Consider the following 14,511-nt stretch of genomic DNA (forward strand, 5'->3'; position numbering starts at 1 on the left):
AGGCCTCCAGGCAGGGTGTGCGGCGTCCGTGTCACGTCCGCATCATATTTTGGTGTCGTTTTGCGGTCACGCGATGCTTTTGAAACAGCGCAGGTCGACGGTGATGTCCTCGTCCAGGTCGATGAAGGCCATGCAGGGCCTGTCGCCCGAGAGGCTGCCGGGGTTCACCACCAGGGTGTCGCCGAAGCGGATGTTGGTCTGGCGGTGGGTGTGGCCGAAAAGGATCAGGTCGAAACCCGGCCCGAAGGCCTCGGGCAGGCGGGCGGGCAGGCTCGGCCGGTCGCCCCAGCCGTGGGTGACGCCGATGGTTTTCCCGCCCAGGTTCAGGCGCAGCATGGCCGGGAGTTCCTGCCCCACGCGCCAGTCGCAGCAGTTGCCCGCCACGCCGTGGAAGTTGGGATGGTTGCGGGCCATGTAGTCGTGCATGGCCACGCCGGTGGTGTCGCCGCAGTGGATGAGCGCGTCCGCAGGAAGCAGGTGTTCGTCGAAGAATCGCCTGAACCAGTCCGTGGGCGCGTCCAGGTGGGTGTCGGAGATGACCGCGATGCGCATGAGCCTCAGCCCTTTCCGTTTTTGCGTTCCCACCAGCAGGCCTCGGGGCCGAGAAACCACCAGTCGGTGTGGTCCGTGGTCATGATGGCCTCGGCCAGTTCGCGCCCCTGGGGCGTGCGCAGGCGGCCCACGGCGCAGTCCAGCCACTTCTTGGCGTAGGTGTTGCCGAGGTCCAGCGCCTCCTTCAGGTTGACCATCAGGTCCAGCTGGTCGGCGTCCTGGGCCAGGATGGCCTCCAGGGACTGCGCGTCCTCCAGCTCGTCGTGGAGCGTCAGCACCGGTTCGGACAGGCCTGTGCCCTTGAGGCCGTCGGCCAGGGCGCGGCGCGCGTCGTGGGTGTTGTAGAGCTTGTTGACGTAGTTGAAGTCGCCGGTGCGGGCTTCATGGATGTCGTGGAAGAGGCAGAGCAGGACGGTCTTGGCCGCGTCGGCCCCGGCCATGTGGGCCAGGGCGTAGCCGATCACCGCCGTGCCGAAGCTGTGTTCGGCCACGTTCTCGGAGCCGGTGCCCAAAAACTGGTAGCCGGTGCGGGGGGTGCGGCGCAGCATGCTCACTTCAAAAAGAAAATCGGCCATGCGCGTTAAGCGCTCACGGCCGGACATGTCTATGGTGGATGCGGGCTTGTCTGTCATGGGGGGAAGATGCCTCCGGCGGCCAGAGAGGAAACTTTTTGAAATAAAGTTGTCCTCTCTGGACTCTCCTTCAAAAACTTTTAAGTAGCTTCGCGTCCGAACTCGTCACGTGTGACGGGTTAAGACGCGAAGCCAACAGAGGGTCCAGGGGGATCATCCCCCTGGCGGGTGCAGGGCAGAGCCCTGGTCTGTTTCTAGAGGTCGGACAGCTTCATGTTCTTGCGGCCGACGGAGTAGTACAGGTTGGCGATGGCGATCTGGTAGTCGGTGAGCGCCTGGGTGAGCTGGAACTCCGCGCGCGACACGCGCGCCTGGGCGTCCAGCACGTCGGTGTTGGTGCCGACCTGCGCCTGATAGCGGGCCACGGCCATTCGGTAGCCTTCGGTGGCGGCGGCGAGGCCGGCCTTGGCCACGGTGATGCGCTTGGCGGCGTCCTGGATGTTCAGGAACTGGGTCTTGACTTCGGCGCCCACGTCCAGGCGCAGGCGCGCCAGGTCGGCCTGGAGCTTTTTGACGTTGTCGTTGGCCTGGCGGTAGGTGAAGAAGGTGTTGCCCCAGTCCCAGGCCTTCCAGGTGAACTTCAGCTGGAACTGATGGCGCTCGAGGTAGAGGCTGGAACTCGTGGAGCTGAGGTTTTCGCGCAGGCCCATGGTGTCGCCCTGGCGGATGTAGTCGTAGTTGGCGCTCAGCTGCGGCAGGGCGGGGCTCAGGGCGATGGTGGCGTCCTTGCCTGCGATCTCCACGGACTTGAGCGCGATGGCGATGTCGGGGCGCTGCATGTAGGCCTCGTCCAGGGCCTGCTGCAGGGTGGTCTTGAAGGGGATCTGGGTCAGCTCGCCCGTGTAGTCCACGCTGTTTTCCAGGGGGATGTTCAGAAGCGAGTTGAGCTGGGCCAGCTGGATGTCCACGGAGTTCTGGGCGGCCAGCAGGGCCTGCTCGGCGCTGGCAAGGTCGGACTCGGCCTGGAGGACGTCCAGGCGGGGGCGCAGGCCCACGTCGTAGAAGGCGCGGGTCACCTTGAGCTGCGAATCCAGGCGGGCCACGGAGTCCTGGTTGGATTTCACGTCGGCGCGGGACTTGAGCAGCGTCAGGAAGGCCGTCTGGACCGTGCGGATGAGCGTCAGTTCGGAGCGCTTGAACAGGGCGTCGGCCTGATCCCTGGCCAGCTTGGCCTTCTGGTAGCTGGAGAGCAGGCGAAAGCCGGTGAACAGCGGCTGGCTGACGTTCAGGTCAAGCGTGGCGAACAGCGAGGGGTCGTACCAGCGGGAGGTGGCTCCGGTCAGGGTGGTTCCATTGACGGTGTTGGTCACCGCCACGGGATATCTCGAGGTGCTCGAGGTGGACGTGTAGTTGACCGTGCCCACGGGCGCGAAGGCCGCCACGGAGGCGCGCACGCCTTCCTGTGCGCCGTAGATCTGCTGCTTGGCGGACTGGATCTGGGGGTTGGCCTCGATGGCGCGCAGGACTGATTTTTCCAGGTCCATGCGCGGGGTCTCCTGGGCCAGGGCCGTCGCGGCGGCGGCCAGAATGCACAGGGCGAGCGCAAGAGCGCGACGTATCATGTGTGCCTCCCGTGGGGAGCGCCTGAACGGCGCGCCCCGTAATCAACAATATGAAGAACGAGTTAGTAGGAACTATGTCGAAGGACGTACCATTCGATGGGCAATGGCTTCGCCACGACGGGCAAGGTATAGCCAAGTTCAAATCGTATGAAAAGGGCAAAAAAAATCAGGGGCCGCAGCCCCTGACAGTGTGTGGGTTGATTAGGGGGGCTACACGTCCAGCAGCACCACTTCGATCTGCTTCTTTCCGAACTGTAATGCGCGGTCCTGGTCGTTCATGTAGATGTCCACATGCTTTGTTTTGCTGTTGCCCATCAGGTCGGTGATGGTGAAAATCCCGTGATTCTTGATGTAGACCTTTTTGCCGAACACCCATCCCTGGTTGAACAAGTCGCGAGACACGGCTATCGCGCCTTCCTTGGGCTTGGACAGGGAGGCGGTGAGCAGTTGCTGTTCGGGGAACTCACGCAGTTCCACGCTGGAGTAGGCGGTCACGGTGAGCAATTTGTTTGGAATGGGGTCGGCAATTTTGGAGAGGTTGGCCATGACCACCAGGCGCAACAGGTTTGACTCGTCGCGCACCTTTTCCATTTCCAGACGCATCTCGGCTTTGTCATTCTCGGCAGCAACCAAAACGGATTCCAACTGCACTGTCTCGCGATGATAGTGATAGGCTGCAACACTCAAACAGATCAGCAAGACTATGTTCAGGCATTTTAACATTGTTACCTCCTGCAATGGAACAGAGCCCATTTGCGATGTCCGGGCGGCCCTCATGGACGCGGCCGGGGATGTCATGGTAGGGCGATTAGCAGATGAGGATTTGGCCTGCAACCCCTTTTTTCTCCCGGGTCGTCAACGGCCCACGGTTGCCCCGGCTGGCGCGAACGGCTAGAAGACCCGAAAAAGGAATTCCCCCATGCCACCGAGGGACCATCTCCCCAGAGGCTCCGAGCCGCTCTACCTGATCGACGGCTCCGCCTTCATATACCGTGGGTTCTACGCCTTCAGCGACCTCACGCGCTCCGACGGGTTTCCCACCAACGCGCTCTATTCCGTTTTACGCCTGGGGCTCCGCCTCCTGCGGGAGGAGCGCCCCCGCTACGCCGCCTTTGTCATGGACGGGCGCGGCCCCTCCTTCAGGGCGGACATCTTTCCGGCCTACAAGGCCCAGCGCGAGAAGATGCCAGAGCCCCTGGCCCAGCAGATGGACCCCATCGTCGCGGGCATGAAGCTCCTGGGCTTCCCGGTGCTGCGCGAGGAAGGCGTGGAGGCCGACGACACCATCGCCACCCTGGCCGCGCGCTGCAAGGCCGTCGGTCCGGTGGTCATCATCGGGGCGGACAAGGATCTGCGCCAGTGCCTGGACGAGCAGGTGCTGCTCTGGGACCCCTCCGGCAAGCAGGAAAAGCTCACCACCCTGCGGGACTTCCAGGCGGATTTCCCCCCCGGCCCGGCCTTCTGGCCGGATTTCCAGGCCCTCACTGGCGACTCCAGCGACAACATCCCCGGCGTTCCCGGCGTAGGCCCCAAAACCGCCATCGAGATCGTGGCCCAGTTCCCGAGCCTCGAAGAGCTTCGCGAGGGCGTGGCGCTCCTCAAGCCCGCGTGGCGCAAGAAGATCGAGCCCCACCTGGAAGACGTGTTCGTGTACCGCGAGCTGACGCGCCTCAAGCTGGACGCCGCTGTGGACGTCTCCCTGGAGTCCCTGGCCGTGGCCCCCGCGCCCCGCGAGGAGCTGGTTGATTTCCTGAACGCCTACGAACTGCGCTCGCTCCTGCGGGAATTGCCCCGCGAGGGCGCGCCGGGCGGCCAGAACGGCTCCCCCAGGCCGGATCAGCCGAACCAGCCGGGCCGGGCGTCGCTGTTCGATGCCGCCCCTGAGGGCGGAGCAAGCAAAGGCGCTGGCGTGTCCGGGTCGTCTCCCCAGTCCGCCCCTTCGGCTTCCCCTGCTCCTTCTGATGGAGGGCAGCTGTCGCTGTTCGGTTACACCGCCGTCCCGCAGCCCGCGCCCCAGGCCGCTCCGGTGCAGGCCACGCCCCTTGCGGAGCTTCCTTCTTTTAATGATAGGAACACCGCCCTGGTCCCCACGGACGACGGCTTCCTGCTGGCCGTGTCCGGACAGCAGTGGCTGGTGGCAGCCACCCCGGCGGAGCTAGCCCCGCTTTTGGCCGGTGCCGCCTCGGTGGCCGCGCCGTCGCTCAAGGACCTGCTGACGGCCAGCCTCGAGTGGGAGCGCGTGCCCCTGGAAAAGTGGTTCGATCTGAGTCTGGGCGCATATCTTTTGAGCCCGGAGGAACGCGTGTATTCCTGGGGCAGGCTGCTGGACAGCCTGTGGTCCGACCCGGGCTTCAGCCCGGAGGAGGCCCCGGACGGCGCGCAGGGGCTGGCCTGTCTGGCCCTGGCCCGGCGCTTCGCCGCGCGCCTGGAGCAGGCCGGGCTGACCCCGCTTCTGCGCACCCTGGAGCTGCCCCTGGTGCCCGTGCTGGTGCACATGGAGCGCGCGGGCATCGGCATCGACAAGGCCGCCTTCGCCGCCTTCGCCGAAGAGGTGAACACCCGGCTTTCGGAGCTCACCGAGCGCATGTACCAGCAGGCCGGGATGCGCTTCAACGTGCGCTCCAGCCAGCAGCTGGGTGACGTGCTGTACAACAAACTGGGGCTCAAGGCTCCGGGCAAGACCCCCGGCGGAGCGGCCTCCACCTCCGCCGAGGTGCTGGAGCGTCTGGCTGGCCAGCATCCGCTGCTGGATTCCATTCTGGAATACCGCAAGCTGGAAAAGCTGCGCTCCACATATCTGGAGCCGCTGCCGGGCCTCGCCGACGAGAACGGGCGCGTGCATACCACGTTCAACCAGCTGACCACGGCCACGGGGAGGCTCTCCTCCAGCGCCCCCAACCTTCAGAACATCCCCGCGCGCGGCGACCTGGGGCGGCGCATGCGCGGCCTGTTCACCGCCGCGCCGGGCATGCTGCTCACCTCGGCGGACTACTCCCAGATCGAGCTTCGGGTGCTGGCGCACTTCTCCGGCGACCCCACCCTCATGGAGGCCTTCCGCCTGGGCCAGGACATCCACGGCCGCACGGCCGCGCTTCTGTTCGACAAGCCCCAGGGCGACGTGACTTCCGAGGAGCGCCGTCAGGCCAAGACCATCAACTTCGGCCTGCTCTACGGCATGGGGCCGCAGAAGCTCGGGCGCGAACTGGGCCTGACGCTGAACGAAGCCAAGGATTTTATCGCGAAATATTTTGAGCGCTTATCCAGGCTCAAAGAGTACTACCAGTCCCTTGTGGAGCAGGCCAGGGAGAACGGCTTCGTCACCACGCTGGCCGGGCGCAGGCGGCTTCTGCCGGACATCCGCTCGCGAAACACCCAGCTGGAGGCCCAGGCCCGCAGGCAGGCCGTCAACACGGTGATCCAGGGCAGCGCGGCGGACATCATCAAGATGGCCATGCTGGCCGTGGCCCGCGATGAGACGCTTAAAAATCTGAACGCGCGGCTCATCCTCCAGATTCACGACGAACTGGTGCTGGAAGCGCCCGAGGCCTCGGCGCGCGAGGCCGGAGACCGCTTGGCCTCGCTCATGACCGGGGTGGTGGAGCTTTCCGTGCCCCTGGTGGCCGACGTGGGCGTCGGGCGCGACTGGGGCCTGGCCCACTAGTGCCGCGTATGAGAAAAACATGAACATGTTTTTCTCATACAAAATGCTTGGTTCTCTTGGGTTAGGGTCACGCATTGTATGAACGCATTTTGAGAACGCCACACTGCCGGGCAACACGTAGCGGTTTTCTTTGGTCAGGCTCATGTATGACGCCGGGCAGACACTGCAAGCACGACAAACGGGGAAGAACCGGGGCATGAACATCACCGCCAAGACCATCAAGGAAGACCTGGCCCGCTGCAAGGCCGCCTACCTGAAGAACGAGGACCTGAAGGCCCTGGCCACCCTGGCCTCGGCCCTCAAGGGCTTCGTCTCCGTGAAGCTCCCCGGCACCGACCGGAGCGAGGTGGAGAGCCTTTTCCGCGAAGCCTTCTCCAATGTGAGCAAGATCGCCCGCGTCCTGAAGTACGTTCCCAAGGGCATCCCTTATTTGAAGGGCGAGGAAGCCAAGCTCTTTCAGTACATGGCAGCCGTGTACAAAAAGGTGCAGCAGGACATCGAGACCGAGTCGCTGGAGGAGATGCGCCAGCGCAAGCTCAAGATCGACCAGCTGGTGATAAAGGGCATGAAGCTCCTGGAGGACGGCAACCTCCTGGAGGCCCAGCGCAGCTTCCGCGAGGCCGTGACCCTGCACGTGGACGAGGAGGGGCTGTTCCCCATGCTGGCCATGAAGCTCATGGACAAGGGGCATCACAAGGCTTCGCTGGAATACCTGCGCGGAGCCATTGAAACCAGCCCGGACAACGCCCGCGCCTACGACCTGCTGGTGACCGCCATCACCAAGCTCAAGGAAACCGAGCCTGGGCTCAAGCTTTTGAACGACGTGCGCAAGAAGACCGGCGAGAGCCCTCTGTGGCTGGCCGCCTCGGCGCAGATCAAGGGGCAGGCGGGCAAGTGGCCCGAGGCCAAGGCCGACGCCGAAAAGGCCCTGGCCGCCAAGCCCGGCCTGGACATGGCCGCGAAGGCCCTGGCCAAGGCGAAAAAGGCGCTTGGCGCCGGGTAGGGGCGAAGTGGCCAGAAGCCTCCGGCGGCCAAAGGGCTTCGCCCTTGTGGAATCCCTTATGGGGTCGGCGGGTTCCCGCCTGTGTCGCCGTGCCGGGAGGTTTTCGTGTCCCAGAACGATGTGAAGACGCCACGCTGACATGGCGGGCTTGACCCCGTCCCCGCACGGGGCGATAGTCCGTCTACGATGCATACCCCTCATTCTTCAGCCGGGTCTTCCGGCGTGAGTTCGGGCAGCGCCGTGGTGGCCGCCACGGACCTTACCCGCGTCTACCACACGCGCGGCGGCGACGTGGCCGGGGTTCGCGGCGCGAGCTTCCGGATTCAGGCCGGGCAGGTGGTGCTGCTCAAAGGGGCCAGCGGCTCGGGCAAGTCCACGCTGCTCTCGCTCCTGGCCGGATTGGACACCCCTACCGGGGGCGAACTCTCCGTGGCCGGGTGCGACCTGCGCCGCGCCTCCCAGGCCGACCTCACGTACTTTCGCCGCCGCACCGTGGGCATGGTCTTCCAGAGCTTCAACCTGATGCCCACCATGACCGTGCTGGAGAACGTCTGCCTCCCGGCGCTGCTGGCCGGAGACGCGCTCTCCGATGTGCGCCCCCGGGCCATGGCCCATCTGGAGTGGCTCGGGCTCAGCCACCGCGCCACGCATCTGCCCGAGGAGCTCTCCGGCGGCGAGATGCAGCGCACGGCCATCGCCCGCGCCCTGATAAACGACCCTCCGGTCATCCTGGCCGACGAACCCACCGGCAACCTGGACAGCGTCAGCGGACAGGCCGTGGCCGACTATCTGGCGGAGCTTGGCAGGCGCTTTGGGCGCACCGTGCTCATCGCCACCCACGGCGCACTGGCCGACCATCTGGCGGACCGCACCCTGTGCATAAAAGACGGGCAGGTGTCGGAGGGCGAGTGCGGCCTCTCCTGAATTTCGCACGCATCGCCTGCTGGTTCGTGTTGCGCCAGTGGCGGCAGAAGCTCTGGCGTTCCCTGGCGGTGATCGTGGGCGTGGGTCTTGGCGCCTCGGTCTTTCTGAGCGTTCGCCTCGCGGTGAACGCCTCGGTGGAGGCCTTCAGTCAGGGCATGGACGCCTTTACCGGCACGGCCTCGCTCTCCGTTGCCGCGCCCGGCTTCCGTGTGGATGACTCGTTGGTGGGGCGGCTTCTGCGCCTTCCGGGTGTCACCCAGGCCTCGCCGGTTATTTCGGCCTACGTGAAGGACGATGCGGGCAATCCGGTGCGCCTGATCGGGGTGGACCCCCTGCTGGACCGCGCCTTCCGGGGATTCTCCATCGCAGGAAGCTCCGGCGAGGCGGACCAGGGCGTCAACTGGATGGACCTCATGGCCGTTCCCGGAACCGTGCTCCTGGGCAAACCCCTGGCCCAGCGCCTGGGCGTGGAGCCGGGCGGGCGCTTCACCCTGCACTCCGGCGGTCGCGAGGCCTCTTTCACGGTGCTGGCGGTGCTCGCTCCGGAAGGTCTGGCCGGGGTGGAGGCGGGCAATCTGGCGGTGGCGGACATCTCCACCGCCCAGGAGTTTTTGGGGCTGGCCGGAAAGGTGGACCGCATCGACGTGAAGCTCGCGCCGGGCGTGTCAGCCGACGCCGTGGGGGAAATATTGCCTCCGGGCGTCCACGCCGCGCCGCCCGGCGAGGCCCGCGAATCCGGTCTGGCCATGATTGAGGCCTATCAGCTGAACCTCACGGTGCTTTCATTCGTGTCGCTCTTCGTGGGCATGTTCCTGGTGTACAGCCTGGTGTCCCTGGACGCGGCCTCGCGCCGCAAGGAGCTGGCCGTGCTGCGCTCCCTGGGGGCAGGGCCGGGCGCGGTGTCCGCCCTGTTCCTGTTTCAAGGAGGCATGCTCGGGGCGCTGGGCTGGCTGGCAGGCATGCCCGTGGCGGCGGTGTTCACGGGCTGGATGCTCCAGGGCGTCAGTTCCACGGTGAACAACCTGTTCGTGCGCGTGGCTGTGCAGGGGGCGAGCCTTGATCCCCGGGAGATCGGCCTGTCGCTCGGCGTCACTGTGGCCGTGTCGCTTCTGGCCTCCATCGGGCCTGCGGTGCGGGCCATGCGCGTCTCCCCGCGAGAAGCCATGTCCATCCACCGTCAGGAGGAGAGCCAGAGCGCATCCGCCGGACGGGTCTGGGCCGCTCTGGGGCTCGTGCTGGCCGTGGGCGCGTGGCCCGTCAGCATGCTGCCGTCGCCAACGGGGTTTCCGCTGCCCGGCTATCTGGCCATCTTTCTGCTGTTCACGGGGCTGGCCCTGCTCTCGCCCTTCGCGCTTCGCCTGACCATCGCCCTGGCCGCCCCCCTGGCCCGGTTGGGCGGGGTCCCGGCGGAGCTGGCTTCGGCGCAGGCCGGGCGGGGCGGCAACCGGGCCGCCGTGTCCGTAGGGGCGCTGGCCACGGCTATGGCCCTGTTCCTGGCGCTCTCCACCATGATCCACAGCTTCCGGGCCAGCTTCGTCACCTGGCTGGACCAGACCGTCACCGGGGACCTGTTCGTGCGCCCGGCCTACGCCGAGCTGAACGGCTACCGCGACAACCTGCCCCCGGAGCTCTCCGCATGGCTGGCCGCGCGCGGCGACGTGGAGGTGGTGCCCTATCTGCGGCGCTATCTCACTCTGGGAAAGACGGCGTACCAGTTCGAGGCTACGGACATGCCCGGCCTCCTCAAGTTTTCACGCTTTGCCGTGCTGGAGCGCCTGCCCGACGCCGAAGCCCTGCTGCTCTCCGGGCAGGGCGTGGCCATAGCCGAGGCCCTGGCCAACCAGGCCGGGCTGAAAGCCGGCGACCGCTTCCATGTGCAGGTGGGCGCGGCCAGGGTGGACGCCGTGGTGGCCATGGTGGTGCGCAGCTACCGCACACGCGGCGGCGAGGCCTATTTTGATCTCGCCGCGTTCCAGTCCCTGGGCGGCGACCCAGGCGCAGGAGGGCTTCGCGTATACTTCAAGGACCGCAGCGGCGACCTGACCGCCAGGGCCGAGGCCCTGCGCGCGCAGATGCTGGCCGAGCCCTGGGGGCCGGGCGTGGAGGGAGTCCCTGGAACGGGGCTGCACACGCTGGTGACGGGCATCTTCGACGAGACCTTCGCCATCACCGGGGTGCTCCTGGTGATCGCGCTGGGCGTGGCGGCGCTCGGAGTGTGCGTCACGCTGACGGTGCGTGTGCTGGAGCGCATGCGCCAGATCAACACGCTCCTGGCCGTGGGGGCAAGCCGGGGCCAGATAACGGCCATGGTGCTCTGGGAGGCGGTGTACCTGGGGCTGGCCGGGGAGATCGTAGGCGTCATCGGCGGGCTGGCCCTGTCGGTCATCATCATCTACGTGATCAACCGCCAGTCCTTCGGCTGGACGTTCGTGTACCTGCTGGACTGGCGCGCCCTGGCCCTCTCGCTGCCGCTTATCCTGGCGGCGGTGCTGGCTGCGGGGCCGCCTGCCTGCCGGGCCGCGCTGTCGCGTACGCCCGCGCTGATCCTGAGGGAACGATGAGACGAACGCATATCGCTTTGCTTGCCGCGCTGTGCCTGCTTCTGGCCTCGCAGGCTTTCGGGCAGGAGTTTATACCCGTGACCGGGCCGTGCGACTTCGAGTTCCCACGCGACCACGGGCCGCACCCCGGCCACAAGACCGAGTGGTGGTACTACACAGGGGCGCTCAAGGGGCCGTCCGGCGAGCGCTACGGGTTCCAGTTCACCCTCTTCAGGAGCCGCATCAAGCCCGGCGAGCCTGAACATGCCACGGGGTGGCGCACCAACCAGATTTTCTTGGGCCACGCGGCCATCACCGACGTGCCCGGCCGCAGGCACCGCCAGCACGAGGCGGTGTCCCGCGCGGCGCTGGATCTGGCCGGATGGGCGCAGGACGGCTCGGAAACGCGCATCTTCCTGCGCGACTGGAACCTGTCCATCGCACCGGACGCGCATCGCCTCACGGCCAGGGGGCCTGACTTCTCCTACGATCTGACGCTTACTCCCCGGAAAGGCCCCATCGCCCATGGGGAGAGGGGCTACAGCCAGAAGGGCGTCAAACCCGAGAGCGCCAGCTGCTACTATTCCATCCCGCGCATGGAGGTTGCCGGGACCATCCAACTGGACGGCAAGGCGATCCCGGTCACCGGGGAGGCCTGGATGGACCAGGAGTATTCGTCCGCGCCGCTGGAGGCGGGGATATCGGGCTGGGACTGGTTCAGCCTGCGCCTGTCGGACGGCTCCGACCTGATGGTGTTTTTCCTGCGCGCGGAGAAGGGCGGCTTCGGCCCGGCCACGGGGGGGACGCTGATCGCGCCGGACGGCAGGACCACGCGCATCAGCGCGTCGCAGCTTACGCTCGCTTCCACCGGGAGCTGGACCAGCCCGCGCTCCAAGGCCCGGTATCCGGCGGGCTGGAAGCTGACCGCGCCGGGCATCGCGCTTACGATCTCACCGGAAGTCCCCGACCAGGAGATGAACACGCCGCTTTCCACGGGGGTGAACTACTGGGAGGGGCTGGTGCGGGCCACCGGCACTGCTGGCGGCAAACCGGTGACCGGCGAGGGGTACGTGGAGCTGACCGGGTACGACAAAGCGTTCACGGCGAGGTATTGAGCGTTGAGCGGGGCGAAGAGTTTACACGGCTTGTAGTGAGGATTTATATGGTTTTTCTGGAGGTCGGCCCAGATTCTCGATTCGGGCGAGGCGGAGCCTTCTTAAGATAGAAGGACAAGAGTGCGGCAAAATACATTAGTTGTTTTTCGTGAATATTCCTTCGATGTCAGTTGGGAGTTCCCTTTGACGTATTATCTCATGGAACACGCTGTGTAAGTTACACATTTGTTCCCAAATGTGTCTGACAAGATTTACTTCTCCGAAGAGATCTAATATGGTTGATAAATTGGATCGGGTGTCCCTCATCGTTCCAGTCTCAAGATATTCTTTTAATGGTTGAATGAACTCATCATGAATCAAGGAAATGCCTTGCCATGGGTGATCAATTCCCCAAATATCTCTACAGAGAATCTCATTTATAAAACATTTGATTTGTGCCTTGTCCGGCGGGATGAGTTTAAGATGGTCGTATGCATCTAGCATGTACAGTATTTTGGATCGCTGGTACTCAAGTAATGAGAAGAGTGAGAACAGCTTTGCCCTAGTTGAATAGAGGCGCAGCCGCATATGGGCGCTGTCTGGTGTCAAGGTGTTTAACTTGGGTATGTATATTGTTTTAGTATTCTGGCCTTGTCGAATGCGTACGTCGCATGAGGAGATGTAGTCATTCAAACACAAATAATAAATTTGCTCACTTTTAAAACATACTAAGACTAAGAGTAGTGGGGCAGCCGTGCCCATCTTTCGGGCGGTGTGCAGTGATTTGGTCTCAATGGTGAATTTCACAACATCAATAGAAAAGTCTGCATCGAGCGATAGTTTGGTGTGTTCGCATGCGTTTGTGGACTTTAATTGTACAAAAAAATGTTCTCCAGATGTTGTTGAGTATTCAGAATCTATTTTGTCAAACACCTCAATGGATAAATCAATCCCATAGTCTGGGTAGTCATAGTTCCTGACAACCCAGTGAGAAGGAATAAGCCGCTGGAACATCTCACGAGATTTTGTTTCCATCTCATGTTGAAACGTTCTTTTGTGCGATGTGATATGCCTGTTATTCATGGTGAGTTATAAGTCTTGGCTTTTACTCATTATAACTGCCAGCAATAATCATCAAAGTTGTTTCTGCGCCTGTCACACGCCCATCGTTGTGTTTGTGTTGAGGAAACGAAGACTCAGCAAGTTCCAATTCCCCTCTTCCTCGTTGTCTATTTCCCCACCATTTCCAGCTCATCGCGGGCGATCTGTTCCCAGTCGAAGCGGCAGGCCACCTGGGCGGCCTCGGCCACCAGCGCGGCGCGGCGTTCGTGATTATCCATCAGGTCGACCACTGCGGCGGCGAATCCGGCCACGTCGCCCTGGGGGCGGCGCACCATGCCGCCGGGGAAGATTTCGTCATAAATCGCCAGCTCGTAGGCCACCACAGGCAGTCCGCAGGCCATGGCTTCCACGGCCACCTGCCCGAAGCTCTCGTAGTGGCTGGGCATGCAGAAACATCCGGCGTTCTTGAGCAGACGGACCTTCTCAGCCCCCTGCCTGAACCCCAAGAGGTCCACGTTGGCGGCGAGTCCGGCTGCGTCGATGTCTGATTTCAGGCGCGCGAACCAGGAGTCGCTGCCTCCGCCGATGATGGCCAGCCGCGCGCCGGGCTTGGCGTCGCAGACTTTGCGCCAGATCTTCACCAGATCGAGGAGACCCTTCTGGGGGTGCAGGCGTCCCAGGAAGATTCCGTCGTAGCGGGGGGTGTCGGGGGTGACCTGCACGGAATCGAACTCGGTCATGTCCACGCCCATGGTGACCACGGCGACGGCGGCGGGGTCCACGCCGCGCGCGAGGAGCGTGTCGCGGTCCAGGGAGTTCAGCACCAGCATGCGGCCCTTGAACAGGCGCGTGAGGCCGACTGCCAGCATCTGGGTGGACCAGTAGAGCAGGCCCCGGATGGTGGGGACGCGCCAGCGCGGGCGGAACACGTTCTCGTAGCCGCGAAAGGGGTTGGGCGCGATGAGGAACACGCACACGGTGAGCTTGGCCGCTGGGTTTCTCAGCTTGGCCAGAAGCGCCGGGACGAGGTCCACCAGGAAGTCGGACGGGGCGTAAATGGCGTCAAGCTGTTTGGGATAGCTTACGAACAGGCAGCGGAAAAGCCGCCACAGATACGTTTTCAGCACGTTGCCCAGGCTGTCGGCCTCGCTGGTGAAGGGCTCGGGGAACACCTGATAGTCCATGCCCAGGACGTTCTGGGACTCGAAGACGCCGATCTGGCGTCTGGGGAGCATGACCACGAGGCGCTGGCCCCAGGCGAGCCAGCGGCGGGCGATCTCCGAGAAGCGGACTTCGCTGCCGTCGCGGTTTTTGGTGTTCACGCGGCCCATGGCCGGGATGAAGATGCGCATGATTTCCCACTCGCTCGACTGATTGATTGACCGGGCGGTGGATAGCATTGGGGGCGGGGGGTTGGCAAAGCCCCTTTTCGCGTTCGGGTTTCTGGCGGCAATGCCCGAACCACGGCAAAGCCGCCTCCC

General features: G+C 64.3%; 11 protein-coding genes. 5 read left to right on the top strand and 6 right to left on the bottom strand.

What is annotated here, in order from left to right:
• Positions 1-66: 66 nt before the first annotated feature.
• The 4 genes from G453_RS0105775 to G453_RS26055 all read right to left on the bottom strand — a co-directional run bounded on the left by G453_RS0105775 (position 67) and on the right by G453_RS26055 (position 3,469).
• Positions 67-552 carry a metallophosphoesterase family protein gene (locus G453_RS0105775; protein ID WP_027190281.1) on the bottom strand — a complete coding sequence of 162 codons (486 nt, stop codon included), beginning with the start codon at positions 550-552 and terminating at the stop codon, positions 67-69.
• Between the two features lie 5 nt (positions 553-557).
• The gene (locus G453_RS0105780) at positions 558-1,184 is read right to left on the bottom strand and encodes an HD domain-containing protein (RefSeq protein ID WP_027190282.1); all 627 of its coding nucleotides are present in this window, start codon (positions 1,182-1,184) and stop codon (positions 558-560) included.
• 194 nt (positions 1,185-1,378) lie between these two features.
• Positions 1,379-2,746, bottom strand: coding sequence for a TolC family protein (locus tag G453_RS0105785; protein ID WP_027190283.1), 1,368 nt, complete (start codon positions 2,744-2,746; stop codon positions 1,379-1,381).
• A gap of 210 nt (positions 2,747-2,956) precedes the next feature.
• Complete coding sequence (locus G453_RS26055) at positions 2,957-3,469, bottom strand: 3D domain-containing protein (RefSeq protein WP_051271811.1); 513 nt, start codon at positions 3,467-3,469, stop codon at positions 2,957-2,959.
• Positions 3,470-3,665: 196 nt separating this feature from the next.
• On the opposite strand from G453_RS26055, the gene polA reads away from it, so the two are divergent.
• The 5 genes from polA (at position 3,666) to G453_RS0105815 (ending at position 11,989) form a co-directional block, all read left to right on the top strand.
• Entirely contained in the window at positions 3,666-6,407 is a 2,742-nt protein-coding gene (polA, locus tag G453_RS0105795; RefSeq protein ID WP_027190285.1) for a DNA polymerase I, read from the top strand.
• 196 nt (positions 6,408-6,603) lie between these two features.
• Positions 6,604-7,410: a tetratricopeptide repeat protein gene (locus tag G453_RS0105800; protein WP_027190286.1), complete on the top strand. Its 807-nt coding sequence runs from the start codon at positions 6,604-6,606 to the stop codon at positions 7,408-7,410.
• Between the two features lie 186 nt (positions 7,411-7,596).
• Positions 7,597-8,334: an ABC transporter ATP-binding protein gene (locus tag G453_RS0105805; RefSeq protein ID WP_051271814.1), complete on the top strand. Its 738-nt coding sequence runs from the start codon at positions 7,597-7,599 to the stop codon at positions 8,332-8,334.
• Positions 8,319-10,895, top strand: a complete 2,577-nt coding sequence (locus G453_RS0105810) for an ABC transporter permease (RefSeq protein WP_027190288.1) — start codon at positions 8,319-8,321, stop codon at positions 10,893-10,895. Before G453_RS0105805 ends, G453_RS0105810 begins: the two co-directional genes overlap by 16 nt.
• Entirely contained in the window at positions 10,892-11,989 is a 1,098-nt protein-coding gene (locus G453_RS0105815) for a lipocalin-like domain-containing protein (RefSeq protein WP_084502130.1), read from the top strand. Before G453_RS0105810 ends, G453_RS0105815 begins: the two co-directional genes overlap by 4 nt.
• Before the next feature lie 135 nt (positions 11,990-12,124).
• Here G453_RS0105815 and G453_RS29170 read toward each other — a convergent pair whose 3' ends face one another.
• The gene (locus G453_RS29170; protein ID WP_084502131.1) at positions 12,125-13,051 is read right to left on the bottom strand and encodes a DUF4365 domain-containing protein; all 927 of its coding nucleotides are present in this window, start codon (positions 13,049-13,051) and stop codon (positions 12,125-12,127) included.
• Positions 13,052-13,197: 146 nt separating this feature from the next.
• Positions 13,198-14,382 carry a glycosyltransferase family 4 protein gene (locus G453_RS0105820; RefSeq protein WP_027190290.1) on the bottom strand — a complete coding sequence of 395 codons (1,185 nt, stop codon included), beginning with the start codon at positions 14,380-14,382 and terminating at the stop codon, positions 13,198-13,200.
• Between the last annotated feature and the right edge of the window lie 129 nt (positions 14,383-14,511).

Source organism: Fundidesulfovibrio putealis DSM 16056 (genome assembly GCF_000429325.1).
GTDB lineage: Bacteria > Desulfobacterota > Desulfovibrionia > Desulfovibrionales > Desulfovibrionaceae > Fundidesulfovibrio > Fundidesulfovibrio putealis.

Bases quoted from the DNA above. Each gene is read 5' to 3' on its own strand.
- G453_RS0105775 (WP_027190281.1), bottom strand. From the start codon at position 552: ATGCGCATCGCGGTCATCTCCGACACCCACCTGGACGCGCCCACGGAC.
- G453_RS29170 (WP_084502131.1), bottom strand. From the start codon at position 13,051: ATGAATAACAGGCATATCACATCGCACAAAAGAACGTTTCAACATGAG.
- G453_RS0105800 (WP_027190286.1), top strand. From the start codon at position 6,604: ATGAACATCACCGCCAAGACCATCAAGGAAGACCTGGCCCGCTGCAAG.
- G453_RS0105820 (WP_027190290.1), bottom strand. From the start codon at position 14,382: ATGCGCATCTTCATCCCGGCCATGGGCCGCGTGAACACCAAAAACCGC.
- G453_RS0105780 (WP_027190282.1), bottom strand. From the start codon at position 1,184: ATGACAGACAAGCCCGCATCCACCATAGACATGTCCGGCCGTGAGCGC.
- G453_RS0105785 (WP_027190283.1), bottom strand. From the start codon at position 2,746: ATGATACGTCGCGCTCTTGCGCTCGCCCTGTGCATTCTGGCCGCCGCC.
- G453_RS26055 (WP_051271811.1), bottom strand. From the start codon at position 3,469: ATGTTAAAATGCCTGAACATAGTCTTGCTGATCTGTTTGAGTGTTGCA.
- G453_RS0105815 (WP_084502130.1), top strand. From the start codon at position 10,892: ATGAGACGAACGCATATCGCTTTGCTTGCCGCGCTGTGCCTGCTTCTG.
- polA (WP_027190285.1), top strand. From the start codon at position 3,666: ATGCCACCGAGGGACCATCTCCCCAGAGGCTCCGAGCCGCTCTACCTG.
- G453_RS0105805 (WP_051271814.1), top strand. From the start codon at position 7,597: ATGCATACCCCTCATTCTTCAGCCGGGTCTTCCGGCGTGAGTTCGGGC.